The organism is Cupriavidus taiwanensis (genome assembly GCF_900249755.1).
GTDB lineage: Bacteria > Pseudomonadota > Gammaproteobacteria > Burkholderiales > Burkholderiaceae > Cupriavidus > Cupriavidus taiwanensis_D.
Genome location: NZ_LT976854.1, coordinates 703,444 through 726,890 on the forward strand (window position 1 = coordinate 703,444; position 23,447 = coordinate 726,890).

19 protein-coding genes are annotated in these 23,447 nt (G+C 66.0%); 13 read left to right on the top strand and 6 right to left on the bottom strand.

Annotation, left to right across the window (positions count from 1 at the left end; all coding sequences use genetic code 11):
- Window positions 1-110: 110 nt before the first annotated feature.
- Window positions 111-1,025, bottom strand: coding sequence for a LysR family transcriptional regulator (locus tag CBM2594_RS19025; RefSeq protein ID WP_116358369.1), 915 nt, complete (start codon window positions 1,023-1,025; stop codon window positions 111-113).
- Between the two features lie 94 nt (window positions 1,026-1,119).
- Between CBM2594_RS19025 and CBM2594_RS19030 the strand changes: the two genes are divergently transcribed.
- The 5 genes from CBM2594_RS19030 (at window position 1,120) to CBM2594_RS19050 (ending at window position 6,323) form a co-directional block, all read left to right on the top strand.
- Entirely contained in the window at window positions 1,120-2,106 is a 987-nt protein-coding gene (locus CBM2594_RS19030) for a PDR/VanB family oxidoreductase (RefSeq protein ID WP_116358370.1), read from the top strand.
- A gap of 57 nt (window positions 2,107-2,163) precedes the next feature.
- Window positions 2,164-2,916 (top strand): SDR family NAD(P)-dependent oxidoreductase, encoded by a 753-nt coding sequence (locus CBM2594_RS19035; RefSeq protein WP_116358371.1) that lies wholly within the window; start codon window positions 2,164-2,166, stop codon window positions 2,914-2,916.
- A gap of 66 nt (window positions 2,917-2,982) precedes the next feature.
- Window positions 2,983-4,050 carry an aromatic ring-hydroxylating oxygenase subunit alpha gene (locus tag CBM2594_RS19040; RefSeq protein WP_116358372.1) on the top strand — a complete coding sequence of 356 codons (1,068 nt, stop codon included), beginning with the start codon at window positions 2,983-2,985 and terminating at the stop codon, window positions 4,048-4,050.
- Window positions 4,047-4,865 carry an alpha/beta fold hydrolase gene (locus tag CBM2594_RS19045; RefSeq protein ID WP_116358373.1) on the top strand — a complete coding sequence of 273 codons (819 nt, stop codon included), beginning with the start codon at window positions 4,047-4,049 and terminating at the stop codon, window positions 4,863-4,865. The genes CBM2594_RS19040 and CBM2594_RS19045 overlap by 4 nt, the downstream gene beginning before the upstream one ends.
- A 105-nt stretch (window positions 4,866-4,970) precedes the next feature.
- Entirely contained in the window at window positions 4,971-6,323 is a 1,353-nt protein-coding gene (locus CBM2594_RS19050; protein ID WP_116358374.1) for a nucleobase:cation symporter-2 family protein, read from the top strand.
- 27 nt (window positions 6,324-6,350) lie between these two features.
- Here CBM2594_RS19050 and CBM2594_RS19055 read toward each other — a convergent pair whose 3' ends face one another.
- Complete coding sequence (locus CBM2594_RS19055; RefSeq protein WP_116358375.1) at window positions 6,351-8,327, bottom strand: aconitase family protein; 1,977 nt, start codon at window positions 8,325-8,327, stop codon at window positions 6,351-6,353.
- 198 nt (window positions 8,328-8,525) lie between these two features.
- On the opposite strand from CBM2594_RS19055, the gene CBM2594_RS19060 reads away from it, so the two are divergent.
- Both CBM2594_RS19060 and CBM2594_RS19065 read left to right on the top strand, forming a co-directional pair.
- The gene (locus CBM2594_RS19060; RefSeq protein WP_116358376.1) at window positions 8,526-9,437 is read left to right on the top strand and encodes a LysR family transcriptional regulator; all 912 of its coding nucleotides are present in this window, start codon (window positions 8,526-8,528) and stop codon (window positions 9,435-9,437) included.
- Between the two features lie 105 nt (window positions 9,438-9,542).
- Window positions 9,543-10,529 (top strand): Bug family tripartite tricarboxylate transporter substrate binding protein, encoded by a 987-nt coding sequence (locus tag CBM2594_RS19065; RefSeq protein WP_116358377.1) that lies wholly within the window; start codon window positions 9,543-9,545, stop codon window positions 10,527-10,529.
- A gap of 20 nt (window positions 10,530-10,549) precedes the next feature.
- Here CBM2594_RS19065 and CBM2594_RS19070 read toward each other — a convergent pair whose 3' ends face one another.
- Window positions 10,550-11,485 (bottom strand): LysR substrate-binding domain-containing protein, encoded by a 936-nt coding sequence (locus CBM2594_RS19070; RefSeq protein WP_116358378.1) that lies wholly within the window; start codon window positions 11,483-11,485, stop codon window positions 10,550-10,552.
- Between the two features lie 118 nt (window positions 11,486-11,603).
- On the opposite strand from CBM2594_RS19070, the gene CBM2594_RS19075 reads away from it, so the two are divergent.
- Window positions 11,604-15,173, top strand: coding sequence for an indolepyruvate ferredoxin oxidoreductase family protein (locus tag CBM2594_RS19075; protein ID WP_116358379.1), 3,570 nt, complete (start codon window positions 11,604-11,606; stop codon window positions 15,171-15,173).
- Window positions 15,174-15,344: 171 nt separating this feature from the next.
- On the opposite strand, the gene CBM2594_RS19080 is transcribed toward CBM2594_RS19075, so the two are convergent.
- The gene (locus CBM2594_RS19080; RefSeq protein WP_116358380.1) at window positions 15,345-17,003 is read right to left on the bottom strand and encodes an acyl-CoA synthetase; all 1,659 of its coding nucleotides are present in this window, start codon (window positions 17,001-17,003) and stop codon (window positions 15,345-15,347) included.
- Window positions 17,004-17,274: 271 nt separating this feature from the next.
- On the opposite strand from CBM2594_RS19080, the gene CBM2594_RS19085 reads away from it, so the two are divergent.
- The 3 genes from CBM2594_RS19085 to CBM2594_RS19095 are packed head-to-tail and all read left to right on the top strand — an operon-like array spanning window position 17,275 to window position 20,603.
- Window positions 17,275-17,970 carry a nitroreductase gene (locus CBM2594_RS19085; protein ID WP_232346673.1) on the top strand — a complete coding sequence of 232 codons (696 nt, stop codon included), beginning with the start codon at window positions 17,275-17,277 and terminating at the stop codon, window positions 17,968-17,970.
- A gap of 47 nt (window positions 17,971-18,017) precedes the next feature.
- A complete protein-coding gene (locus CBM2594_RS19090; RefSeq protein WP_116358382.1) occupies window positions 18,018-19,388 on the top strand; it encodes an MFS transporter in 1,371 nt (456 codons plus the stop codon).
- Window positions 19,389-19,403: 15 nt separating this feature from the next.
- Window positions 19,404-20,603 (top strand): acetyl-CoA C-acyltransferase, encoded by a 1,200-nt coding sequence (locus tag CBM2594_RS19095; protein WP_116358383.1) that lies wholly within the window; start codon window positions 19,404-19,406, stop codon window positions 20,601-20,603.
- Between the two features lie 69 nt (window positions 20,604-20,672).
- Here CBM2594_RS19095 and CBM2594_RS19100 read toward each other — a convergent pair whose 3' ends face one another.
- Together CBM2594_RS19100 and CBM2594_RS19105 are read right to left on the bottom strand one after the other, a co-directional pair.
- Complete coding sequence (locus CBM2594_RS19100; protein WP_116358384.1) at window positions 20,673-21,431, bottom strand: Crp/Fnr family transcriptional regulator; 759 nt, start codon at window positions 21,429-21,431, stop codon at window positions 20,673-20,675.
- A gap of 335 nt (window positions 21,432-21,766) precedes the next feature.
- Entirely contained in the window at window positions 21,767-22,405 is a 639-nt protein-coding gene (locus tag CBM2594_RS19105) for a TetR family transcriptional regulator (protein WP_116358385.1), read from the bottom strand.
- A 140-nt stretch (window positions 22,406-22,545) separates the two neighbouring features.
- Here CBM2594_RS19105 and CBM2594_RS27030 point away from each other — a divergent pair, with 140 nt between their 5' ends.
- The gene (locus CBM2594_RS27030; protein ID WP_290367799.1) at window positions 22,546-22,860 is read left to right on the top strand and encodes a tannase/feruloyl esterase family alpha/beta hydrolase; all 315 of its coding nucleotides are present in this window, start codon (window positions 22,546-22,548) and stop codon (window positions 22,858-22,860) included.
- A gap of 169 nt (window positions 22,861-23,029) precedes the next feature.
- Window positions 23,030-23,281 carry a hypothetical protein gene (locus tag CBM2594_RS19115; RefSeq protein WP_232346674.1) on the top strand — a complete coding sequence of 84 codons (252 nt, stop codon included), beginning with the start codon at window positions 23,030-23,032 and terminating at the stop codon, window positions 23,279-23,281.
- Window positions 23,282-23,447: the final 166 nt, after the last annotated feature.

The window sequence follows — 23,447 nt, forward strand, 5'->3', positions numbered from 1 at the left end:
CCGGCCGGCAGGCTCGATTTTTCGGCTACGCCGCACCTCCGGCATGGCGCCGCCGCAAGTCTTCGACGGCGCCCACTGCGCCGACGCATTCCCCTACGATGCAGCCGCCGCTACGCCAGCCTGTCGCGGTGCGTTTCGACATAGGCCTGCAGCGCTTCCAGCATCATCGCCGCCGCGGGCGACGGGCTGCGGCGCGCCAGGTGGAACGCGCCCACGGTGCGCTGCAATGCCGGCGCGCCCAGCTCGCGGAACACCAGGTCGCCCGCGTCGGCCAGCATGCGCGCGTTCGCCGGGAGAATCGACAAGCCCATGCCGTGGCGGATCATCGAGAACACGGTCCCGGGGAACGAAACCTCGAACACCGGGTTGGGCGTGATGCCGAGTGCCGCCAGGTGGCTGTCGAGCTGGCGCCGCAAGGGGCTGCGCGGCGACAGCGCAATCAGCGGCTCGCTGGCCAGCGCGGTCCATGGGATGCGGCGGCGCCGGGCAAGCGGATGCGCGGCAGGCATTGCCACGCGGTACGTGTCGGTGAAGAGCGGGGTGCAGGTGATTTCCCGATGCGGCTCCAGATACGTGCCAATGCCCAGGTCGATCTCTTCGTCGACAAGCGCACGCTCCAGATCCTGCTCGGCCATGTCCATGAACTGGAGCTTGATGCCGGGGTAGTCCTGCCGAAACCGCGCCATGAACGGGACCAGCAGCGTGTTGGACAGCACGGTGGCGCTGGCCAGCGCAACGCGCCCGCGTGCGTAGCTCAGCGTCTCGCGTGTCCGCTGTACGCCGTCCTCGACGTCCCGCAGCACGCGCCGGGCCATGCCCAGCAGCTCTTGCCCGGAGGTGGTCAGCCGCACCATCCGCGTGTGCCGGTCGAACACCTTGAGCCCGAGCTCATCCTCCAGGTCCTTGACCAGCATGCTCAGCGCGGCTTGCGTCACGCACAGCGTGTCCGCGGCAGCGGTGAACTGCCCGCTCTCCGCCACCGCAACGAAGGCACGCAGCTGCCGCAAGGTGATGTTCGCATTCATCAGCGTATCTTAATAATCTACAAAATAATTTGAATTGTATGATGAAAGGGGGCTTGCTTAAATGGGGCCGTCAACACCAGATGAGAACGCCCCCATGTCGACCACCCCCCATCCACCGGTTGCCACCCGCGTCCGCTCGATCCGCATAGAGGCGGACGGCATTCGCAGCTTCGAGCTGTGGCCTGTGACGGGAACGCTCAGCGAATCCGAAGCCGGCGCGCACGTGGACGTGCATTTGCCCGGTGGCCTGACCCGGCAGTATTCGCTGATCAATCCGGGCGAATCGCATCGCTACATCATCGCGGTCAATCGCGATCCCAGCAGCCGCGGCGGCTCGCGCTATCTGCATGAGCAGGTGCAGGTCGGCGATGAACTGCTGATCGGCCTGCCGAGGAACCATTTCCCGCTCAACGAAGCCGCGCCGCATTCGGTGCTGATCGCTGGCGGAATCGGCGTCACGCCGCTGCTGGCGATGGCGCGCCGGCTGAGCCGGCTGGGGCGCTCCTGGACCTTCTACTACTGCGCGCGGACCCGGGCGCGGGCCGCGTTCCTGGAAGCGCTTGCGCAGCTTGCCGGCCACGCGGCTGATGCAACCCTGCACTGCATCTTCGACGGCGAGCCGGGACAGGCTGCGCTCGAGCTTGCCCCGGTGGTGGGCAAGCACGCCGGGGCCGACTTCTACTGCTGCGGCCCGAGCCCGCTGCTGGATGCCTTTACTGAAGCTTGCGCCGCCATTGCGCCGGAACGTGTCCACGTCGAGTTCTTTGGAGCGGCGCGCAATGCCCAAGACGGCAGCGTCGCGCAGCAGGCGGCCAGGCCCTTCCAGGTGGTGCTGAACAGCTCCGGCAGGACCCTGGACGTGCCCGCCGACCGGTCGCTGCTCGATGTGCTGCTGGAACACGGCCTGCCGGTCTTCAGTTCGTGCCGGGAAGGGATCTGCGGCTCATGCGAGACGCAGGTACTGGCCGGCGAGCCCGACCACCATGACCGTGTGCTGACGCCGCAGGAGCGCGCCACGGGCCGGACCATGATGGTGTGTGTTTCCCGTTGCAAGGGCGAATCGCTCGTCCTTGCCTTGTAGCCACCAGCACTTCCCGGGGAAAGACATCCCCGGGGTTCATCAGAGAGAGAGAAGAGGATGACGCGTTTACTCGACAACAAGACCATCATTGTCACCGGAGCCGGTGGCAATATCGGCCGGGCCTATTGCGACGGCTTGATCGCGGCGGGGGCAAACCTGGTCATGGCAGACCTGGCCGACTTGTCCGGGCTCGCCAGCGAATTTCAACGCGAGGGCGGCCGCGCCATTGCCGTGCGGGTGGACGTTTCCGACCCCGCTTCGGTACAGGCGATGGCCGACCGGGCGGTGGCGGCGTTTGGCGGCATCGATGGCCTGGTGAACAATGCGGGCTTCTTCAAGGGCTGCTCCTTCGGGTCTTTCCTCGATATCCCCATCGAAGAATGGGACCTGTGCTTCGATGTCAATGTCCGCGGCGTCTGGCTGTGCTGCAAGGCGGTGGTGCCGCACATGCGCACCCGGGGCGGCAAGATCATCAACGTGTCGTCCAACACGCCGTACAAGGGCGTGCCGAACTTCCTGCACTACGTGTCCTCGAAGGCGGCGATCATTGGCCTGACGCGCGCCCTGGCGCGCGAGGTCGGCGAGTTCAATATCCAGGTCAATACGCTGTGCCCCGACCTGATTCCCGATGCGGACATTACCGCGAAGCAGGGCAGTGCCGCCGATGAGCGGACCATTGCCGGCCGTTGCCTGAAGCGCACGCAGAAGCCGCAAGACATGGTCGGCTCGGCGCTGTTCCTGCTGAGCGACGGCGCGGACTTCGTCACCGGCCAGAGCCTGCTGGTCAACGGCGGCGCGTTCTTCAACTGACACGGCCATGGGCGCCGGCGGCAACCGCCAGCGGCCGGCGCAACTCGCATTCGTACGGATACCTCTATGACAGACCTCTCCAATACTGGCATTCCTTTGCACGATCTTCGCGGACAGGCCGAGGCGCCGCCGCTCTACCGCGCACTGAGGAAATACTGGCATCCCGTCGCCTATGCGGCGGAGCTGCTGGACAAGCCGCTCGGCGTGACGCTGCTGGGCGAGCCGGTCGTGCTCGCCAGACTGAACGGCGAAGTTCGCGCGATGAACCGGCGCTGCCCGCACAAGGGCACCGACCTGGCACTGGGCCAGATCGTCGACGGCGCCATCGAGTGCCCGTACCACGGCTGGCGCTTCGCTGGCGACGGCGCCTGCGTGCGTATTCCGGCGCGGGAAGAGTTGACCGAGGCCATGAAGGTCTCGACCTCGTGTTTTCGGGCGACCGAGCAGGCCGGCATCATCTGGGTTGCGCTGGAAGAGCCGGTGTATCCCTGCCCGCTGTTTCCGGAGCTCAACGATCCCGCGTTCCGAGTGCTGCAAGGCGCTGCCTATGACTGGCGCACCAGTGCGCCGCGCAGGCTGGAGAACTTCGTCGACTTCTGCCATTTCGCCTATGTCCACGACGGCACCATCGGCAGCCGGGCGAATCCCCGCGTCGAGCCGGTAAAGGTCTGGCGCGAGGGCGGGGTGCTGCGCTTCGACCGCAGCGGCGTCAAGGAGCCCGGCGTGGGACTGAAGAAACAGTTGCTGGGGCTCACCGAGGAGTGGATCGAGCCGACCAATGCATATCATGTAACGATGCCGGCCACGGTGCACCTGAAGCGCACCTTCCCGAACGGCAAGCGCTATGTGCTGTTCATGGCGGCCTGCCCGGTGGACGAGTTCACCACGCGCAGCTTCTGGTGGCAGGCGCGGGATTTCGGCGTCGAGCCAGTCTACGACCAGTTCTTCATGGACTTCGAGGCGGAAGTGCTGGCGCAGGACAAGCCCATCATCGAGTCGCAGCGTCCGCTCTGGTTCCATGTATCCAATGCGCCCGGCGCCGAGCGCGAGATACCGGTGCGCGGCGCGGATGCCGTCACGATCGAGTACCGCCGGTGGCTGGCTGAAATCGCGGCCGCGGGGAATGCGCCATGATGGCATCCGCAGCGCTGCAACATGCCATGGTCGAGCTGGATGGCATCGCCCTGCATACGCTTCGCTTTGGCCGTGAGCGCAACGATGCGGTGCCGCTGCTTTGCCTGCACGGCGTGACCGGCACCGGCTGGCTGTGGCACGACGTGGCGCAACAGCTTTGCCACGGCCGGCAGGTGATCGTCCCGGAGCTGCGCGGCCATGGCGACAGCCAATGGTCGCGAGACGCTGCCTATGCCACGGATGACCACCTGCGCGACCTCGAAGGGCTGCTGGATGCGCTGGCCATCGACCGATGCGACCTGGCTGGCCTTTCATGGGGCGCGTTGATCGGCATCCGCTACGCTGCCAGGCATCCGCACAGAATCCGCAAGCTGGCGATCCTGGACGTGGAGGCGTCTTTCGAGCAGCCGGTCGATGCAGTACCGCAGCGGCCGGAGAGTTTTCCGGATCTGCAGGCGGTCTGTGCCTTTGAGCGCGCTGCCAATCCTGGTGCACCGGAAGCACTGCTTCAACTTTTCGCGGCCGGCTCGGTACGCCCCGGGGAGAATGGGACCTGGGTGCGCAAGCATGACCGCTTCTTTCTTCGGCGCTGGCCATTCCGCAACGACGATGTCTGGGCACAGCTGGCATCGCTGGAAATGCCGCTGCTGTTGCTCCATGGTGCAGACAGCTTCGTCCGCCGGGAGGTCATGGAGCGCATGGCAGGGCTGGCCGGCACCAGCCGCTTCCATGAAGTGGCCGGTGCGGGCCATCTGCTACCCCTGGAGGCGCCCCACGTGGTGGGGGCGCACCTGGAGGAATTCTTCCAGGCCTGATCGTGACGCAGGCCGCGGCTTGCAGCCGGCGCGCCGGACTTGCGCAAGCGGCGCCACCTTTAATGAAACCAGAGCGAGCCTCACAGAAGGCTGCAGGAGACCAAGATGCCCCCGATTCATGCTGTAGACGAGAGGATGCCGCCTGGCCGGCTATTCTCCCTGGCGCTTCAACACGTGCTGGTGCTGTACGCAGGTGCCGTGGCCGTGCCGTTGATTGTCGGGGCGGCGCTGAAGCTGCCGCAGGACCAGATTGCCATTCTGATCAACGCCGACCTGTTCGCAGGCGGGGTCGCGACGCTGGTGCAATGCCTGGGTGTCTGGAAACTCGGGGCGCGGCTGCCGGTGATGATGGGGGTGTCCTTTGTCTCGGTCGGGCCGATGCTTGCCATGGCCGCGGCACCGGATATCGGGCTGACCGGCATCTACGGCGGCATCATCGCGGGGGGCTTGTTCGGCATGGCGATCGCGCCGCTGGTCACCAGGCTGCTGCCTTACTTCCCGCCAGTGGTGAGCGGCTCCATCATTCTCCTGCTCGGCATCTCGATTGCACCGATCGGCATACGGTGGGCAGGGGGCGGCATCGGCTCTCCGGATTTCGGCAACCCGGCAAACCTGGCCATCGCCCTGTCCGTGCTGCTGGTGATCGTGGCCCTGCACAAGTGGGGCCGCGGTATTGTCAGGAACATCTCGGTCCTGATCGGCATCGCGTTCGGCTACGGGCTTTGCCTGTTGCTCGGCAAGGTGTCGTTCGGCGACATCGATGCTGCGCCGATGTTCGGCCTGGTCCAGCCCTTCCAGTTCGGGCTGCCCTCGTTCCATCTCGGGGCGGTGATCAGCATGTGCATCGTCATGCTGGTGATCCTGGTCGAATCGACCGGCATGTTCATCGCCATTGGCGATATTGTCGAACGACCCGTCGACAAGCGGACCATGACGCGGGCGCTGATGGCGGACGGCGCGGGCGCGGTGTTTGGCGGCATCTTCAATACCTTCCCCTATACGTCGTTCACGCAGAACATCGGCCTGATCAGCATGACCGGCGTCAGGAGCCGCTACGTCTGCGCAGCCGGCGGGGTCATCATGATCATCCTGGGGGTGCTGCCGAAGCTGGCGCACGCTGTCGCAACCATCCCCCCTTATGTGCTGGGCGGCGCGGGCATCGTCATGTTCGGGATGGTGATTGCGTCCGGGGTCCGGATGCTGAGCGAAGTGGATTTCACCAGCAACAAGGACAACCTGCTGATCGTGGCGATCAGTTGTTGCGTGGCGATGATCCCGTTGGCCGCGCCGACGTTCTTCGGGCAGTTCCCGGCATGGCTGAGCCCGATCACGCATAGCGGCATCCTGCTCGGCGCCGTGACAGCCTTCAGCCTGAACCTGCTGCTGAACGGGCGCACCCGCAGCGCGGCGGATGCCCTGGCCGAGCACGGCGCGGCGATGAAACGAAGCGAAGCCTGAAGCCGCGCCCGCGGGGTTTGGCGGGCGCTACGCCGCCCCGTCGGCATGGCGCCGCCGCAAGTCCTCGAATGACGCCAGTTCACCGCAGATGGCGCTGGCGGCGACGGTGGGCGGGCTGGCCAGCCAGACCTGCCCGGGCCCGGAGCGCCCCGTGAAGTTGCGGTTGATCGAGCTGACCGTCACCTGTTCCGGCCGCTCCGACGACCCCGGGCCGCAGTTGGCGCAGGCGCCGCAGGAGGGTTGCAGGATGCGCGCGCCGATGGCCTCGAAGGTTTCCATGTAGCCGCGGCGGAGGCAATAGTCGCGCACGTCGGTGGTGCCGAACTGCAGGTAGAGCGTCACGTGTGGCGCAAGGCGCAGGCCGCGCTGCGCGGCCCAGTGCAGGACCTCGTGATAGCCGTCGAAGTCCTCGCGCTTGCCGGCGGTGCAGGAGCCGCCGTAGGCAATGTCCACCGGCACGCGCTGCCCCAGCGCCGCCAGCGGCACGCCGTTGCCCGGGTCGCCGGGGCGGGCCACCATGGGGCTGAGCGTGCCGCAGTCGATCGTAAGCGTGGCGGCGAAGGCGGCGCCGTCATCGCTGCGCATCCAGGGCTCGATCTCGAAGTCGAGCCCGCGCCGCTCGCTGAGAAAGCGCACGGTCTGCGCGTCGGGCGCGACGATGCCGGTGAAGCCGCCCAGCTCGGCGCACATATTGGTCAGCGTGGCGCGCTCGTCGATCGACATTGCGCTGACCACCGGCCCCGTGAACTCGAATACCTTGCCGACGCCGGCGCCGGCCTTGATGTCGGCCCGGGCCAGCAGGTGCAGCACCACGTCCTTGGCCGTGACGCCCGGCGCCAGCGCGCCGTCCAGCCGCACCAGGATGCATTGCGGCAGGGTCATGCGCACGGCGCCGGTCACGAAGGCATTGGCCATGTCGGTGGTGCCGACGCCGAACGCCACGCATCCCAGCGCGCCGCTGTGCGGGGTGTGCGAGTCGGTGCCCACCACCACCTGGCCCGGCAGCGCATAGCGTTCGGCCATCATCGCGTGCGAGATCCCCGCCGCATGGCTGGCCGGGGCGCGGCGCGACTCGGCCTCGGTCAGCGTGCGATGGCAGCGCAGCCGGTAGTCGCGCACGAAGTCCCGTTGCGCCGCGCACATGCGGGCGACGTTGTCGACCAGCCCGCCGCGCACATGGGCCGGGCTTTCGCCGACATAGGAGGTGTGGTCCTCGAACACCACGATGCGGTCCGCGTCTTTGAGTTGCAGCGGCTTGCCGAACGCCGCGTGCAGCATGTGGGCGCACATGCCGGTGTAGTACTCGTGGATAAAGCGCCAGTCGGCGCGCACGAAAATGCCGTCGCCGGGCACCGGGCGGGCCGGCGTGACCGGCGTTGCCAGCAAATGCCGCTGGACGATTTTCTCGAACAGCGTCTGCGGCCCGGCGGGCAGGGACGGGGCCGTGGGTTCGACGTCGCGCAGGTGGGTCTGCCCGAACCTGAGCAGCCCGCCGTGGCGCAGGATCGATGCGGCGAGCGCATCGCGCCCGGCCACCAGCGTGTCCGCGTCGATGGGCTCGCCTTGCTCCAGCCGGGCGACCAGGCTGAAGTCGGTCGAGGTGAACAGGCCGATATTGTCGGCGTTCTGGCGGTAGATGCGCTCGAAGCTGCGGGCGATGACGAGGCGGATGCCGGCCAGCTTCTCCGCCGCCGGGCTGTGCTCGCGCGACGAGCCCTTGCCGTAGCGGTTGCCGGCAACGGTGACGGCGAAGCCGCCGTCGCGGACCGCGTTGGCGGTGACCGGGCAGGAGCCGTCCACCTTGTAGCCGGTATAGGGATAGCGGCCGAGCGCGTCGTCATAGTGCGTCAGGATCGGCACCGGCGTGATCTCGTCGGTGGAAACGTCGTCGCGCAGCGCGCCGGCCCCGGCCAGGGTCATGGGCTGCCCCTGCAGCTGTGCCGCCATGACCGGCGCGGAGTCGGCAAGGTACAGGATGCGGGCGGTGGCCCCGATGGCGCTCATGCAGGTCTCCGATGGCATGTCGGCGCAACTCTACCGCCCGTGGCGCGCGCGCGCGAAGCGCTGATGCGGCATCGCGGCTATCTGCGCCAGACATATCAGGGTTAACCCATGGGCGATGCGCGGCGCGCACGGCAAGGTTAGTATCGGGCGACATTCCGGCCTGCCCCACCCGGGCGCGCAATGACCTCAATGACACCCATGCATCGCATCGACCCCGTCAATATCCAGCTGTTCCTGGCCGCCGCCCGCGAGGGTTCGATCAAGCGCGCGGCGCAAACCGAGCATATCGCCCAGTCGGCGCTGAGCCGGCGCATCGCCGAACTGGAGCGCAGCCTGGGGGTGGTGCTGTTCGTGCGATCGCCCGCGGGCGTGGTGCTGACCGATGCCGGCGCCCGCGCGCTGGAGCTGGGCCGCAAGCTGAACCAGGATATCGCCAGCTTTGCGCGCGAGGTGCAGGACCTGGGCGACCGGGTCGCGGGGGTGGTGCGGGTGTCGGCCAGCCCGTCGGCCATCATCGGCTTCCTGCCCGAGCGGCTGCATGCCTTCAAGGCGGCGCATCCGCTGGTCGAGATCGCGTTGCACGAGCGCTCCACCGCGGAAACGCTGCGTGCCTGCCTCGATGACCGGGCCGACGTCGGCATCGGGGTTGCGGCGAAGACGCCGGGCGGCCTGGAATCCTGGGACTTTGCCAGCGATCCGCTCAATGTGGTGGTGCCGTCCTCGCATGCGCTGGCCCGGCGCAAGCGCATGCGTTATGCCGAGGTGCTGGAGCATCCGCTGGTGGTGGTGCAGCCGGGCGGTGCGCTGGACCAGGACCTGCGCGAGCAGGCGGCCAACCTGCGCCTGCCGTTCAACCAGGGCGTGGCGGTGTCGAGCTTCGAGGCCGCCTGCCGCATGGTGGAGGCGGGGCTGGGCATCGCCGTGCTGCCTGCCAGCGCCGGCGCCGCCTACGCCGGAACGCGGCGCTTTGTGCGCGTGCCGCTGGATGAGCCGTGGCGCGAGCGCCAGCTGCGCATCTATGCCCCGTTCAAGCAGCCGCGGCTGCGGGCGATTGCCGCGCTGATCGCGGCGCTGCAGCCGCGGGCCGGAGCGGGAGCTATGCCGGGCTGAGATACCCGCTCCAGCGGATTAGCACTCGGCCGCCGCGGCGCTGCAACCCTACACTCCGTGCCAAAGCCACCGTCCACGGTGCGATTCGACCCACGGAGACAAGACATGCAGACCTCGCTGTTTCGACAGGCGTGCAAGGCGCTTGCGGCCCTGACCACGCTGGCAGTGCTTGGGGGCCAGGCCGTTCCAGTCCATGCGCAGGATGGCAAGCCGCTCAGGCTGATCGTGCCGACCCAGCCGGGCTCGCAGGCCGACGCCGTGGCGCGCGCGCTCGGCCAGCCGCTGGGCAAGCAGCTCGGCCAGCCGGTGGTGGTCGAGAATATCGCCGGCGCCGGCGGCGTGCCGGGTACCCAGCAGATCGTCCGGGCGCCGAAAGACGGGTCGACGCTGGGCCTGATCTCGTCGAACCACGTCATCAACCCGTTTATCTACAAGAACCTGCCGTATGACGCGTTGCAGGACATCACGCCGATCACCGTGATCGGCACGCTGCCGCTGGTGCTGGTGGTGAACCCCGCGGTCAGCGCGCACAACTCCCGGGAGCTGCTCGCATTGCTGAAGTCGAAGCCGGGCGAGCTGAACTACGGCTCGTCGGGCAACGGCACGGTGCTGCACCTGGCCGGCCAGCTGCTTGCCAGCGAGGCAAAAGTGGATATCCGCCACGTGCCGTACAAGGGCGCCGGCAACTACACCACCGACCTGGTCGGCGGCCAGGTGCAGATGGGCTTCCTGACGGTGCAGGCGGTGCTGCCGCTGATCAAGGCGGGCAAGCTGCGCGCGATTGCCGTGTCGACCGCGCAGCGGGTGCCGGCACTGCCGGATGTGCCCACGCTGGCCGAATCCGGGGTGCCGCGCTACAGCTTCGACGCCTGGCTGGCGATCGTCGGCCCCGCCGGCATGCCGAAGCCGGGTGTGCAGGACCTGCAGGCGAAGATCCAGGCCACGCTGCGCGAACGCGAGGTTCAGGAGCAGCTGGCGGCGCAAGGCCTGGTGGTGACCGCCACCGGCGCCGAGGCAGCGGTGCCGTTCTTGCGCAGCGAGCTGGACAAGCATGCGCGCATCGTCAAACAGGCTGGGGCGACGCTGAACTGAGTCGCCGCGGGTCCCACGCCTCAGCTGCCGCAGGCATGGATCAGGAATTCGCGCAACGCATCGGCCGGCTTGCCCAGCTTGCGGCCGGGCTGCCACAGCATGCCCACCTCCATGTCCGGCACCGCATTGGCAATCGGCCGGGCTTCGATCTGCTTGCCTTCCAGCGACCACGGCCGATACACCATGTCGGACAGCACGGTGACGCCGAAGCCATGCGCCACCAGCCCGCGCAGCGCTTCCATCGAGCCGGTGCGGAAGGCGATGTTGGGCGCGAGCCGGTGGCTGCGCCAGTAGCGCAGGGTCGATTCCTCGGCCTCGTCGACGGTGATCAGCAGATACGGATACGCCGCGATATCGCGCAGCGAAGGCCGCTCCACCGCCAGCAGCGGGTGGCTCGCCGAGGTCCATAGCTGGCGCCGCGACCGCATCAGCGTATGGCGCTGGAAGCGCTGCGGCTTCTCCAGGTTCGACAGCAGCGCGATGCCCAGCTCGATCTCGCCCGCCAGCACCGCCCGCTCGATGTCCGGGCGGTCCATGTCGAGCAAATCCAGTTCGATATCCGGATAGTTGGTGCGAAAGCGCGCCAGCAATCCCGGCAGGAAGTAGCCCAGCACGGTATAGGACGCCGCCAGCCGCACGCTGCCCTGCAGGCCGTGCACCTGGAAGCGCGGCTCGCGCAGCGCGTCCTCGACCGAATCCAGGATCTGGCGCGCGTGCTGGAAGAACAGGTGGCCTTCGGCCGTCAGCGTCACGCCATGCGGGCGGCGCTCGAACAGGCGCACGCCCAGGCGCTGTTCCAGCGCCAGCACGGCATTGGTCACGGCGGACTGCGACACGTGCTCGGCGGTCGCCGCCATCGAGAACTGTCCCGTCTCAGCCGCCGCGACAAAGTAGCGGAACTGCCGCAACGTGACTTCCTTGGCCAGTCTTTCCGAGCCTTCGCGGGCCTTGAACATGGTGGTCTCCGAGGTATCCGTTTTGCAGATATCAGGTGTTGGAATTCTTGATTTTACGATGACAGCGCCGGTTTCTACACTGCTCCGGACACCAGAACAAAGCACGGAGACTGACATCGTGAATGCCCCGCTGAACCCCGCCCTGCTCGAAGCCCTGGCCAGCGCCAGCCTGGACGACAAGTACACCCTGGAGCAGGGCCGCGTCTACCTGAGCGGCGTGCAGGCGCTGGTGCGCCTGCCGATGCTGCAGAAGGCGCGCGACCGCGCCGCCGGGCTCAATACCGCCGGCTTTATCTCGGGCTACCGCGGCTCGCCGCTGGGCGGCGTCGACCAGGCGCTGTGGAAGGCAAAGCAGCACCTGGCGGCCAGCGACGTGGTGTTCCAGCCGGGCGTCAACGAAGACCTGGCCGCCACCGCGGTATGGGGCAGCCAGCAGGTCAACCTGTTCCCCGGCGCGAAGCGCGATGGCGTGTTCTCGATGTGGTATGGCAAGGGGCCGGGCGTCGACCGCTCCATCGACGTGCTCAAGCACGCCAACTCGGCCGGCTCGTCGCGCCACGGCGGCGTGCTGCTGCTGGCCGGCGACGACCATGCCGCCAAGTCTTCCACCGTGGCGCACCAGTCCGAGCACGTGCTGCAGGCGGCCGGCATTCCGGTGCTGTATCCCGCCAACGTGCAGGAGTACCTGGACTACGGGCTGCACGGCTGGGCCATGAGCCGCTATTCCGGCCTGTGGGTGGCGATGAAGTGCGTCACTGACGTGGTCGAGTCGACCGCCTCGGTCGAGATCGATCCGCAGCGCGTGCAGATCGCGCTGCCGCAGGACTTTGCCATGCCCGCGGGTGGCCTCAATATCCGCTGGCCCGATTCGCCGCTGGAGCAGGAAGCGCGGCTGCTCGACCACAAGTGGTATGCGGCGCTGGCCTATGTGCGCGCCAACCGCCTGAACCGGGTCGTTCTCGATTCGCCCGACGCGCGCTTCGGCATCATGACCGCCGGCAAGGCGTACCTGGACGTGCGCCAGGCGCTGGTTGACCTGGGCCTGGACGACGACACCTGCGCCCGCATTGGCATCCGCGTCTACAAGGTGGGCTGCGTGTGGCCGCTGGAGGCGCACGGCGCACGCGAGTTCGCCACCGGCCTGGAAGAGATCCTGGTGGTCGAAGAGAAGCGCCAGATCCTCGAGTACGCGCTCAAGGAAGAGCTGTACAACTGGCGCGAGGACGTGCGGCCCAAGGTCTTCGGCAAGTTCGACCAGCGCGGCAACGACGGCGGCGAGTGGTCGGTGCCGCGCGGCGACTGGCTGCTGCCGGCGCACTACGAGCTGTCGCCGGCGCTGATCGCCAAGGCCATCGCGCGGCGGCTGGAGCGCTTCGACCTGCCGGAGGCGGTGCGCGCGCGCATTGCCGCGCGCGTGGCGCTGATCGAGGCCAAGGAACGCGAAGCGGCGCAGCCGCGCATCGCGGCGGAGCGCAAGCCGTGGTTCTGCTCGGGCTGCCCGCACAACACGTCCACGCGCGTGCCGGAAGGCTCGCGTGCGCTGGCCGGCATCGGCTGCCACTACATGACCTTGTGGATGGACCGCAATACCGAGACCTTCAGCCAGATGGGCGGCGAGGGCGTGGCGTGGACCGGGCAGATGCACTTCACCGACGACAAGCACGTGTTCGCCAACCTGGGCGACGGCACGTATTTCCACTCCGGGCTGCTGGCGATCCGTGCGTCGATCGCGGCCAGGGCCAATATCACCTACAAGATCCTGTTCAACGACGCGGTGGCGATGACCGGCGGCCAGCCCGTCGACGGCGTGCTGACGGTGCCGCAGATCGCCCACCAGGTGCTGGCCGAGGGCGCGAAGAAGCTGGTCGTCGTCACCGACGAGCCCGGGAAGTATGGCGATGGCGCCATGCTGCCGTCCGGCGTGGCGGTGTTCCATCGCGACCAGCTCGATGCCGTGCAGCTGCAGCTGCGCGATACCGAAGGCGTCACCATCCTGATCTACGACCAGACCTGCGCCACCGAGAAGCGCCGCCGCCGCAAGCGCGGCACGTATCCGGACCCGGCCAAACGCGCCTTTATCAACGACGCGGTCTGCGAAGGCTGCGGCGATTGCTCGGCCAAGTCCAACTGCCTGTCGGTCGAGCCGCTGGAGACCGAACTCGGCACCAAGCGCCGGATCAACCAGTCGTCGTGCAACAAGGACTTTTCCTGCGTCAACGGCTTCTGCCCGAGCTTTGTCACGGCCGAGGGCGCGCAGGTGCGCAAGCCTGCGGCGGCGGCGGGCAAAGGTGCCGGCGCCGATTTCGCGGCGCTGCCGCTGCCGAAACTGCCGGCGCTGGAGCGGCCGTACGGGGTGCTGGTTACCGGCGTCGGCGGCACCGGCGTGGTCACTATCGGCGGCCTGCTGGGCATGGCCTCGCACCTGGAGCGCAAGGGCGTGACCGTGCTGGACATGGCCGGCCTGGCGCAGAAGGGCGGGGCGGTGATCAGCCACGTGCAGATCGCGCCGGCACCGGCCGACCTGCATGCGACCCGCATCGCCACCGGCGAGGCGCGGCTGGTGATCGGCGGCGACGCCATCGTCTCGGCGTCGGCCGAAGTACTGTCCAAGGTCCGGCACGGCCTGACCGCCGCCGTGGTCAACAGCGCCAACACGCCCACCGCGGAATTCATCAAGAACCCCAGGTGGAAGTTCCCCGGCGCCAACGCCGAGCAGGACCTGCGCGCCAGCGTGGGAGATGCCTGCGCCTTCCTCGACGCCAGCGCCTGGGCCGTGGCCCTGCTGGCCGACGCGATCTACTCCAACCCGCTGCTGCTGGGCTTTGCCTGGCAGAAGGGCTGGATCCCGCTGCAGCATGAAAGCCTGCTGCGCGCGATCGAACTCAACGGCGTATCGGTAGAAAAGAACCGCCTCGCCTTCGAATGGGGCCGCTACCTCGCCCACCACGGCGAGGCCGCGGTCAAGGCGCTGTTGCCGGATGCCCCCGCGGCCAACACCGCGCAGGTGGTATCGATGCCGCAGACCCTCGACACCCTGATCCGCAAGCGCGAGGCGATGCTGGCCGACTACCAGAACGCCGCCTACGCGGCGCGCTATCGCGACGCCGTCGCGCGCATCCGCGCGGCGGAGCAGCAACTGGGCATCGACCGCAAGCTGCCGCTGACCGAAGCCGTGGCCCGCAACCTGGCCAAGCTGATGGCCTACAAGGACGAGTACGAGGTGGCGCGCCTCTACACCGATCCTGCTTTCCTCGACAAGCTGCGCGCGCAGTTCGAAGGCGAGCCCGGCCGCGACTACCAGCTAAGTTTCTGGCTGGCGCCGCCGCTGCTGGCCAAGACCGATGACAAGGGCCAACTGCTCAAGCGCCGCTTCGGCCCGCGCACCATGACAGCGTTCCGCCTGCTGGCGCGCCTGAAGGGTTTGCGCGGCACCGCGCTCGACGTGTTCGGCAAGACCGCGGAACGGCGCGCCGAGCGCGCGCTGGTCAGCGACTACCTGGCCATGGTCGAAGAGTTCGCTGCCTCACTGAGCGCGGACAATTTCGACACCGCGCTGGCGCTGGCCGTGCTGCCTGACGATATCCGCGGCTATGGGCATGTGAAGGAGGCCAGCATGGCGGCCGCGGCGGTGCGGCGGGAGGGGTTGCTGGCGCAGTATCGGGGGGCGGTGCGGCGGGATGCGGCCTGAGGGTTGGCTTTGCCAACGGTGCTGACCGGCAGGAAGGCACCGTGTTACTGTCCCTTCCTGCCGAGGGCGCCGGCGACGGGACCGCTGCTCGATGCATGCCGCCGGCATGCCCTTGGGAGAGCGCATTCAATCATGGCTCTCTACGTTTAGAGCAAGGAACACCTGGATGGCTCAGTTCCCAGCCAGTTCCGTAATGGCTTCCCGGCTGCGCGCAAGTTCGCGCAGGCGAAATTTCTGGATTTTCCCGGTTCCCGTCTTGGGTAGCGTTCCATACACGACCCTTGTCGGGCACTTGTAGTGGGCCAGCCGGCTGCGGCAGAACGCAATCACTTCGGCTTCCGTCGGCGCTGTCACACCGTTCTTGAGTTCGATGAACGCGCACGGAGACTCGCCCCATTTGGGATGCGGCTGCGCCACGACCGCGGCAATCAGCACCGCGGGATGCTGGTGGAGGACATCCTCGACCTCGATCGAAGAAATATTCTCTCCGCCTGAAATAATGACGTCCTTTGCTCGATCGGTGATCTGGACGTACCCGTCTGGATGCACGACTGCGAGGTCACCGGTGTGGAACCATCCGCCGGCGAAAGCTCTTTCGGTGGCCTCGGGGTTTTTCAGGTAACCCTTCATCACGATGTTGCCGCGCAAGAGCAGTTCGCCCTGTGTCCTGCCGTCCCAGGGAACCGATTCCATCGTGTCCGGGTCGGCCACGCGGAGCCCTTCGAGGCTGGCGGCGCGGTTGCCCTGGCGCGCCATCAAGCGGGACTTTTCATCGCGGGATAACTCGTCCCATGCGGGATTTGTGTAGGAACTCACCGGCGTTCCCGAGGCTTCGGTAATGCCATACACATGCTCGACGTCAAAGCCCTGTTCGATCACTGCCGCAAGCACGCTTGCAGGGGGCGGAGACCCGGCGGTGCGGATGCGCACCGGGTGCGAGAAGGGCCGGCGTTCCTCCTGGGTCGCGGTGGCAAGCGACGCGAGCACGATAGGCGCCGCGCAGAAATGGTCCACCCCGTGGGTCTCGATGGCACTGAAAATGCTGGCCGCCGTCACCTTGCGCAGGCAAACATGCGTGCCGGCGGCGGCAGTGATCGCCCAGGCAAAGCACCAGCCGTTCGCATGGAACATAGGCAGCGTCCACAAGTACTTCGGCGCGCGCGGCATGCCCCAGTCTGTCAGCTGCAGCATGCTCATCAGGTACGCGCCGCGATGACTCGGGACCACGCCCTTGGGGTCCGATGTCGTGCCCGAGGTGTAGTTCAGCGCGATCGCGTCCCATTCGTCTTCGGGCCATACGCCCGGGAAGTCTTTGTCGCCCTCACGCAGGAATTGCTCATACTCCATTGCGCCGATGGGTCCCCCTGCTGGCGCCAGGGCATCGGCAATGTCGATCACCAGGGGCGCGTTCGGCAGGCCTTGCAGGGCCGCGGCAGCCAGTGCGGAGAACTCACGGTCGACGAACAACACCTTGCATTCGCCATGCCTGAGGATGAACCGAAGCCCATCGGCATCCAGGCGGCAGTTGATCGCATTGAGCACGGCACCGCTGAGCGGAATGCCGTAATGGGCTTCGACCATTGCGGGCGTGTTGGGTGCCAGGATCGACACCGTGTCGCCGCGGCCGATGCCGCGCCTGGCGAGCGCGCTGGCCAGTTGCCTGCAACGCTCCCTCGTCACCTTCCAGGATTGGCGAACCGGGCCATGGATGATGGCGATGCGGTCCGGATACTGCTCGGCGCACCGGTCAAGAAAGTGAAGCGGGGTGAGCGGCACGTGGTTCGCGGGGCTGCGCGCCAATCCGACCTGGTAGAGGTTGTTCGCGTCCATAACATGGTCTCCTGTTCGCGTTCCTAGCTTGGCGAGTGCTTCGCCAGCGATTGATATGCAGCGTGACCTTACTGCTCACGACCAGGAAACAGTGTCTTGCACATGACAATGCCGTAGTCGACGCAATCCCATCTGCTGCGATTGTCGGCTACATGACAGTGGGCATTCCATGCCGGCACTACGCTTCTTCCCACAGGCTCATGTGAGCGGGTCAGAAGGGGAAGCGAAAGTGGTAGCAAACAGACTAGCGTCGCCGCCCGGCGAGTTGGCAGTGATTCGCCAGGCCGTGGAATGGGCCATCGTCACGCGCCGCAGCGCGCGCGCCTTCCTGCCGACCGCGGTCTCCGTGGAAACGATTGAATCGATCCTTGACGTGGCTCGCTACGCCGCAACCGGCGTGAACATCCAGCCGTGGAAGGTCCACGTCGTTGCCGGGCAGGCAAAGGAGCGTCTTTGCGCGGCGATCAAGCGGGTCGATGATGATCCTGATCTTTCCACAAATCACTCCGATGAGTGGGACTACTACCCGGAGCGGTGGGTCTCCCCATACGTGGATCGTCGCCGTTCATTGGGGTGGCAGCTCTACGGGTTGCTTGGCATCGAGAAAGGCAACAAGCCGGGGATGCAGCAGCAGCACGGCCGCAACTACCTGTTCTTCGATGCGCCGGTCGGACTGCTCTTTACCGTGGATCGCGTGATGAGCGAGGGCAGCCTGCTCGACTACGGAATGTTCATTCAGAACATCATGGTCATGGCACGCGGATACGGTCTGAGCACGTGTCCGCAGGCGGCGTTCATGAAATACCACACGATCATCGAGCAGCAACTCTCGTTGGCGCCCAGTGAGAAGTTCCTGGTCGGGATGAGCCTTGGCTATGCCGACGAAAGCCGGCCGGAGAACGCGCTCGTGTCCGAGCGAGAGCCGGCGTCGAGCTTCACCTGTTTCCACGGCCTTGAACGCGCATGACCCAAGGTTAGGCAACTCGATCAGATCCATCAAGACTGGAGGAGACGATGAAAAAAGATATTGATGTGCAAAAGCTTGCGGAGACCGCCCGGTTCTCCGGGTTTCACGGGATCATTCTGTTCTGGTGCGTGCTGATTCTTGTGCTCGATGGCTACGACCTCGCGGTCGTCGGCGCGGCACTTCCTTCGATCATGAAGGAAATGGGAGTGGACGCCACCAAGGCCGGTTTCATGGCCAGTTCGGCCCTGTTCGGCATGATGCTGGGCGCGATCTATCTGGGAACGCTTGCCGACAAGATAGGCCGCAAGCTTTCGATCTGTATCTGCGTGGGCCTCTTCAGCGTCTTCACCGCCGCTGCCGGGCTGACCAGCGATCCGCTGACCTTCAGCGCCACGCGCTTTCTCGCCGGGCTGGGCATCGGCGGCGTCCTGCCGGTTGTCACGGCCCAGATGGGCGAATTTGCCCCCGGCAAGATGCGGGCGAGGCTGGTAACCATCGTATTCGCCGGCTATTCCATCGGAGGCATTCTGGTTGCGCTGACCGGCAAACACCTCATCGGCGCATACGGATGGCAGGCTACATTCTTTGTAGCGGGCCTGCCGTTGTTCTTCATTCCGTTCATTCTGTGGACGATGCCGGAATCGATGGCCTTCCTCGCGAAGAAGAACCGGCAGGAAGCACTCCGCAAGGTTGTGATGAAGATTGCACCGGAACTGCGCATCGCCGATGACGATCGTCTGGTCGTACCGCTTGAAGCGATGGCGTCCACGGCTCCGGTCAAGGCATTGTTCGCCAACGGCCGCGCGTGGAGCACCGTCATGCTCTGGATTGTGTTCTTCACTGGCCTGTTCATGGTCTATTCGCTCAGCTCCTGGCTGACCAAGCTGATGGCGATGTCCGGCTACAGCCTGGGATCTGCGCTGAACTTTGTGTTGGTGTTCAATATCGGCGCGGTATGCGGCGCGATTTTCGGTGGCTGGCTTGGCGACAAGTTCAATATCAAGCATGTCCTGGTGGCCTTCTACGCGACCGGGGCAGTGTCGCTCACCCTGATGGGATACACGAAGGCCACGGAGCTGCTTTTCCTGCTGGTGTTCGTCGTCGGCGCATCGACGCTGGGCACCCAACTGCTCGCTTACGCATACGCTGGCGAGTTCTATCCCGGGTCCATTCGATCGACCGGCGTTGGCTTCGCCTCGGGGATCGGACGTCTTGGCGCCATCGTGGCACCGGTTCTGATCGGGATGCTGGTAGCGATGAAGCTGCCGCTCGAGCAGAACTTCGTTGCGATCGGAATTGCCGGGGTAATTGGAACGATTGCCGTTGTGATGGTCGACCACCGCCGCAGCGCCTCCGTGCAGACGAAGCAAGGCGGCTCGCTTGCCTCGCTCGATGTGCAGCCGTCCACTCATCAATAGAACAGGGAGCAGGTAATGACCAGAACAGACGATCCGGTAGTGATCCTTTCCGCGGCCCGCACCCCGATCGGTGGTTTCCAGGGAGAACTGGCATCGATGACGGCGCCGGAGCTGGGTGGCGCGGCGATCCAGGCCGCCGTGACACGGGCGGACATCAATCCCGCAGCAGTCGATGAACTACTGATGGGATGTGTCCTTCCTGCCGGACTTGGGCAAGCCCCGGCGCGGCAGGCGTCCATCATCGCCGGCTTGCCGCTGGGCGTGCCCTGTACGACCATCAGCAAGGTGTGCGGCTCGGGCATGAAATCGGTGATGCTCGCCCATGATCTGCTTGTTGCGGAATCGAACGGCCTCTTGGTGGCAGGCGGCATGGAATCGATGTCGAACGCCCCGTATCTGTTGCCGAAAGCGCGCGCCGGATACAGGCTTGGCCATGGCAGGCTGATCGACCATATGTTCTTCGACGGTATCGAAGATCATTATGGCGATGAGACGCGTGGTCGGTTGATGGGGACGTTTGCGGAAGACTGCGCCGACGCGTATCGATTCAGCAGGGATGCGCAGGACGAGTGGGCGGTTCTCTCGACGGTGCGCGCGCAGGCGGCCATTCAGCAGGGCCACTTTGCCTGGGAGACCGTGCCGCTGACGGTCGCAGACCGCAAGCGAACGGTGACCGTCCGGGAGGATGAGCAGCCGCTCAAAGCCGACCTGAGCCGCATTTCGTCGCTCAGGCCCGCGTTCAGGAAAGACGGCACGGTGACGGCGGCAACCTCCAGCTCGATTTCGGACGGTGCCGCGGCGATGGTGCTTACCCGTCAGTCCGTCGCGGAGCGCATGGGCCTGCGCCCCATCGCGAAGATCGTCGGCCATTCCAGCCACGCCCAGGAGCCTGCCACATTCACGACTGCGCCGGTTGGTGCCATCCGCAAGCTGCTGGAACGCACGGGGTGGGCAACCGCCGATGTCGACCTGTGGGAAATCAATGAGGCCTTCGCGGTGGTTCCCATGGCGGCGGTGCAGGATCTGAGGCTGGATCGGGACCAGGTGAACATCCACGGCGGTGCATGCGCACTGGGGCATCCTATCGGCGCTTCTGGCGCGCGAATTCTCGTCACGCTGCTTGGTGCGCTTCGAACAACTGGCGGTAAGCGAGGTATTGCAAGCCTCTGCATCGGGGGCGGCGAGGCGACCGCTGTCGCTGTGGAGTTGTGCTGACGAATGGAATGGCAAGGTGACGCGGCACCGTTCCCCGGTGCGCGTCACGGCAGGCCCTTCTGCGAACTTTCAGTCGCCGATGTGGGCGAACCGCCGCAGCGCTTCCAGATCGAGAATTCGTATGGCGCCATACTCCATCGCCAGCATGCCGGCATCGGCCAGCTCGCGAAGCGCCCGATTGGTGTTCTGGCGCGAGAGGCCGGACAAACGCCCGACTTCTTCCTGCGACAAGCTCAGGATCCGCTCGGTGGACGGGTAGAGTTGGCGGTGAAACAGTTCGGCCAGGCAGAAGGCAACGCGAGCCGCCGCTTCATGCAGGCGGAGGTTGTGGACCAGGCCAACATAGTAGCCGCACCGGGCATTGAGCTGGTCGATGACATAGCGGCTGAAGGCGGGATTGCGTTCCAGGAGCCAAAGGAAAGTCGCGCGGGGCACAAAGGCCACGCGGCTTTCCTTGATCGCAACGACTGAATAGGGGCGCGGCTCGCTCTTCAGGACCGCCCCCTCACCAAACCATGATCCGGCCGGGACGCCGGCGAACGTGATGGCCCGTCCGCAGGCCGAGGCGGTGTCGACCTTCACCATGCCTGCGATGACGGCCAGCCAGTGATCGGCCGGATCCCCACGATGGCAAGCGACGCCGCCAGCGGGATATTGGCGCTCGTAGATGTCGGCCTGCACTCTGGCTTGTTCCTCGGCCGTCAAGCCAGCAAACCATGTCGAGCTCTCGACGAAGGATGCTAGCGAGGGGGAACGGGCCGGTCCGGTGTGCAGGAGAAACTCGGGGGTAATGGACCGTTCCCGATGCGGGTTCGACAGCGTTTGCATGACAGCTCCATTCTTGCGTGGGCGACGCGCGCGAGCGGCCGCACGCACCGTTCACAACAGCGACGCGGGCGCATCCGCCGGTACTGCGCTCCTGCGCCATTCACGCAGCCGATCTTAAGTGAAATCATGATTTCACTTAAGGCTATGGCGCGTCCCCTTCTCTGTCAAGAACCGACTGGGCAGGGAAAACACTGAAGAATAGCGAAAGAGGGAGAGAATTGCGGCGCAGGAGACTCAAGCGGTGTGTGTCCGCAGCCTTCCGTAAGTGAAACCGCGATTCTCTTTGCAAGGCGCGAGGTGTTGCAAATGCCTGCTAAGCCGCGAACGACGCAATCTCAGGTCGGGAAACTCAAAGGGCGACCGGAAACACCGCGAAGGCAGAAAGTGATAATGGCTGTCGCCTGCGGGCTCAACGGCGCGGCATGTGGCCGGGTTTCGGAGCTCAGCGGGGCGACGAGCCCTTCGAACAGGCAGCCGACGATGCAGTCAGCCGACGCCGCAGCATCCTGTGCCGGAAACTCGCCGTCGGCGACACCCTGCTCGATGATGGTCTTGAATACCCTGGACAGCGCACGGTGATAGGTCAGCCTTGCAGCCTCGACGTCGGGCTCTACCGGCTCGGCAACCAGCGCGTGCGCGAGCCGGCGACCTCGCAAGGCACGACTGGCGAAGGTCCAGGCGGCTGCACCGAGCCGCTCGCACGCGGTCCCTTCGCCCATGGCGATGCCTGCAACCACGTCGACTTCCCGTTGCGCCGTCGTCTTGACGACTTCGACCATGAGCTCGGTCTTCGAGGGGAAGTAGCGGTAAAGCGTACCAATCGCGATGCCTGCCGCATCAGCGATTGCCGTCATTTGTGCCTCGCGAAATCCCGACTGTGAAACCAGGTCGCGTGCGGCCTTGAGGATAAGCGGATGCTTGTCAGCGCCGCGGCGCCGGATGCGAACACGCTGGGGATTCAGAAGATCTTGCATGCCAGGCTACTCGTCGCCCTGCTCGCGCCGGGAAAGTGCGAACCCATCGATAACGGTGAGGCAATTATGCCACCGGATCAGGGCAGGCCGCTTTCGCCCGATTTCGCCGGCTCGCGCCAGGGCGGCCGCGGTCAGAGCCGGTGGGCCAAACCGGTTTCAGCGGTGGCCGGCATTCCAGCACGCAAGCAGGGGACGTCAGCGTTCCCGGCAACGATCATTGTGCGGCCACACCGAACGGTGGCAACGGGCCCGACATGGTGGATCTCGTGACGCCGATGTTCGAGTGGATCGAGAAGGGCGCCAAGCCGTCGAGCCGGAAGATCGTCGCTACCCGCAGCGTAGAGCCTGGAATGGGCATGCAACGCCCTCTATGCAAGTATCCCCAGTACCCCAGGTACAACGGAACTGGTAATCCCAATGCAGAGACCAGCTTCACCTGCGAAGCTGCGGAATAGCCGTTGCTTCAGGGCCGCTGACCGGTACCGGCGGCCAGCGCCGCGACCTGACAGCCCCGCGCCGGGACGTATCGACGGGCTTCGGCATCCTGGCGAAGGTCGCAAGCATGCGCGAGCACGAGCGGTCGGTGTACAGTCGCATGACGACGAGTACCAGAATTTCTACGCGGTGCTTTTCGACCTGTCGCCGGACAAGATCCTGCGGCGCGAGGCGATTCGTTTGATCAGGCTGACCGACCGCTACCGCGCGCTGGCCTCGGAGGTAAGAAGGCCGGGCGAGCACCTGACTGCACATCTGGAGCATACCCTGCTGCAGGCCATTTCCAAACGGGACCGCGAGCAGTTGATCCACGGCTTTGAACGCGAGCGCGACAAGATTCTCGCCTCCATGCTGGCGACGGTCGAGGCGCGATCGTGGTAGCCGGCGCAAGCCTGCGGTAATTCGTGCAAGGCCTGGGCGGCAATATGTGCAAAGTGTTGCCAGTTGCCCGCATGCGCTGGCAGGTTGCGACGTCGCCGAGCTTTGGCCCCCGATGGCATGCCGCTTGCTGCCTCCGTTCACTTCCCCCCAGAACGTGACCCAGCGG

Excerpts from the sequence above, each read along its gene's own strand:
- CBM2594_RS19035 (WP_116358371.1), top strand. The coding sequence starts at position 2,164 with ATGACGCGTTTACTCGACAACAAGACCATCATTGTCACCGGAGCCGGT.
- CBM2594_RS19045 (WP_116358373.1), top strand. The coding sequence starts at position 4,047 with ATGATGGCATCCGCAGCGCTGCAACATGCCATGGTCGAGCTGGATGGC.
- CBM2594_RS19070 (WP_116358378.1), bottom strand. The coding sequence starts at position 11,485 with ATGTTCAAGGCCCGCGAAGGCTCGGAAAGACTGGCCAAGGAAGTCACG.
- CBM2594_RS19095 (WP_116358383.1), top strand. The coding sequence starts at position 19,404 with ATGACCAGAACAGACGATCCGGTAGTGATCCTTTCCGCGGCCCGCACC.
- CBM2594_RS19080 (WP_116358380.1), bottom strand. The coding sequence starts at position 17,003 with ATGGACGCGAACAACCTCTACCAGGTCGGATTGGCGCGCAGCCCCGCG.
- CBM2594_RS19105 (WP_116358385.1), bottom strand. The coding sequence starts at position 22,405 with ATGCAAGATCTTCTGAATCCCCAGCGTGTTCGCATCCGGCGCCGCGGC.
- CBM2594_RS19040 (WP_116358372.1), top strand. The coding sequence starts at position 2,983 with ATGACAGACCTCTCCAATACTGGCATTCCTTTGCACGATCTTCGCGGA.
- CBM2594_RS19050 (WP_116358374.1), top strand. The coding sequence starts at position 4,971 with ATGCCCCCGATTCATGCTGTAGACGAGAGGATGCCGCCTGGCCGGCTA.
- CBM2594_RS19065 (WP_116358377.1), top strand. The coding sequence starts at position 9,543 with ATGCAGACCTCGCTGTTTCGACAGGCGTGCAAGGCGCTTGCGGCCCTG.
- CBM2594_RS19030 (WP_116358370.1), top strand. The coding sequence starts at position 1,120 with ATGTCGACCACCCCCCATCCACCGGTTGCCACCCGCGTCCGCTCGATC.
- CBM2594_RS19025 (WP_116358369.1), bottom strand. The coding sequence starts at position 1,025 with ATGAATGCGAACATCACCTTGCGGCAGCTGCGTGCCTTCGTTGCGGTG.
- CBM2594_RS19090 (WP_116358382.1), top strand. The coding sequence starts at position 18,018 with ATGAAAAAAGATATTGATGTGCAAAAGCTTGCGGAGACCGCCCGGTTC.
- CBM2594_RS19060 (WP_116358376.1), top strand. The coding sequence starts at position 8,526 with ATGCATCGCATCGACCCCGTCAATATCCAGCTGTTCCTGGCCGCCGCC.
- CBM2594_RS19055 (WP_116358375.1), bottom strand. The coding sequence starts at position 8,327 with ATGAGCGCCATCGGGGCCACCGCCCGCATCCTGTACCTTGCCGACTCC.
- CBM2594_RS19100 (WP_116358384.1), bottom strand. The coding sequence starts at position 21,431 with ATGCAAACGCTGTCGAACCCGCATCGGGAACGGTCCATTACCCCCGAG.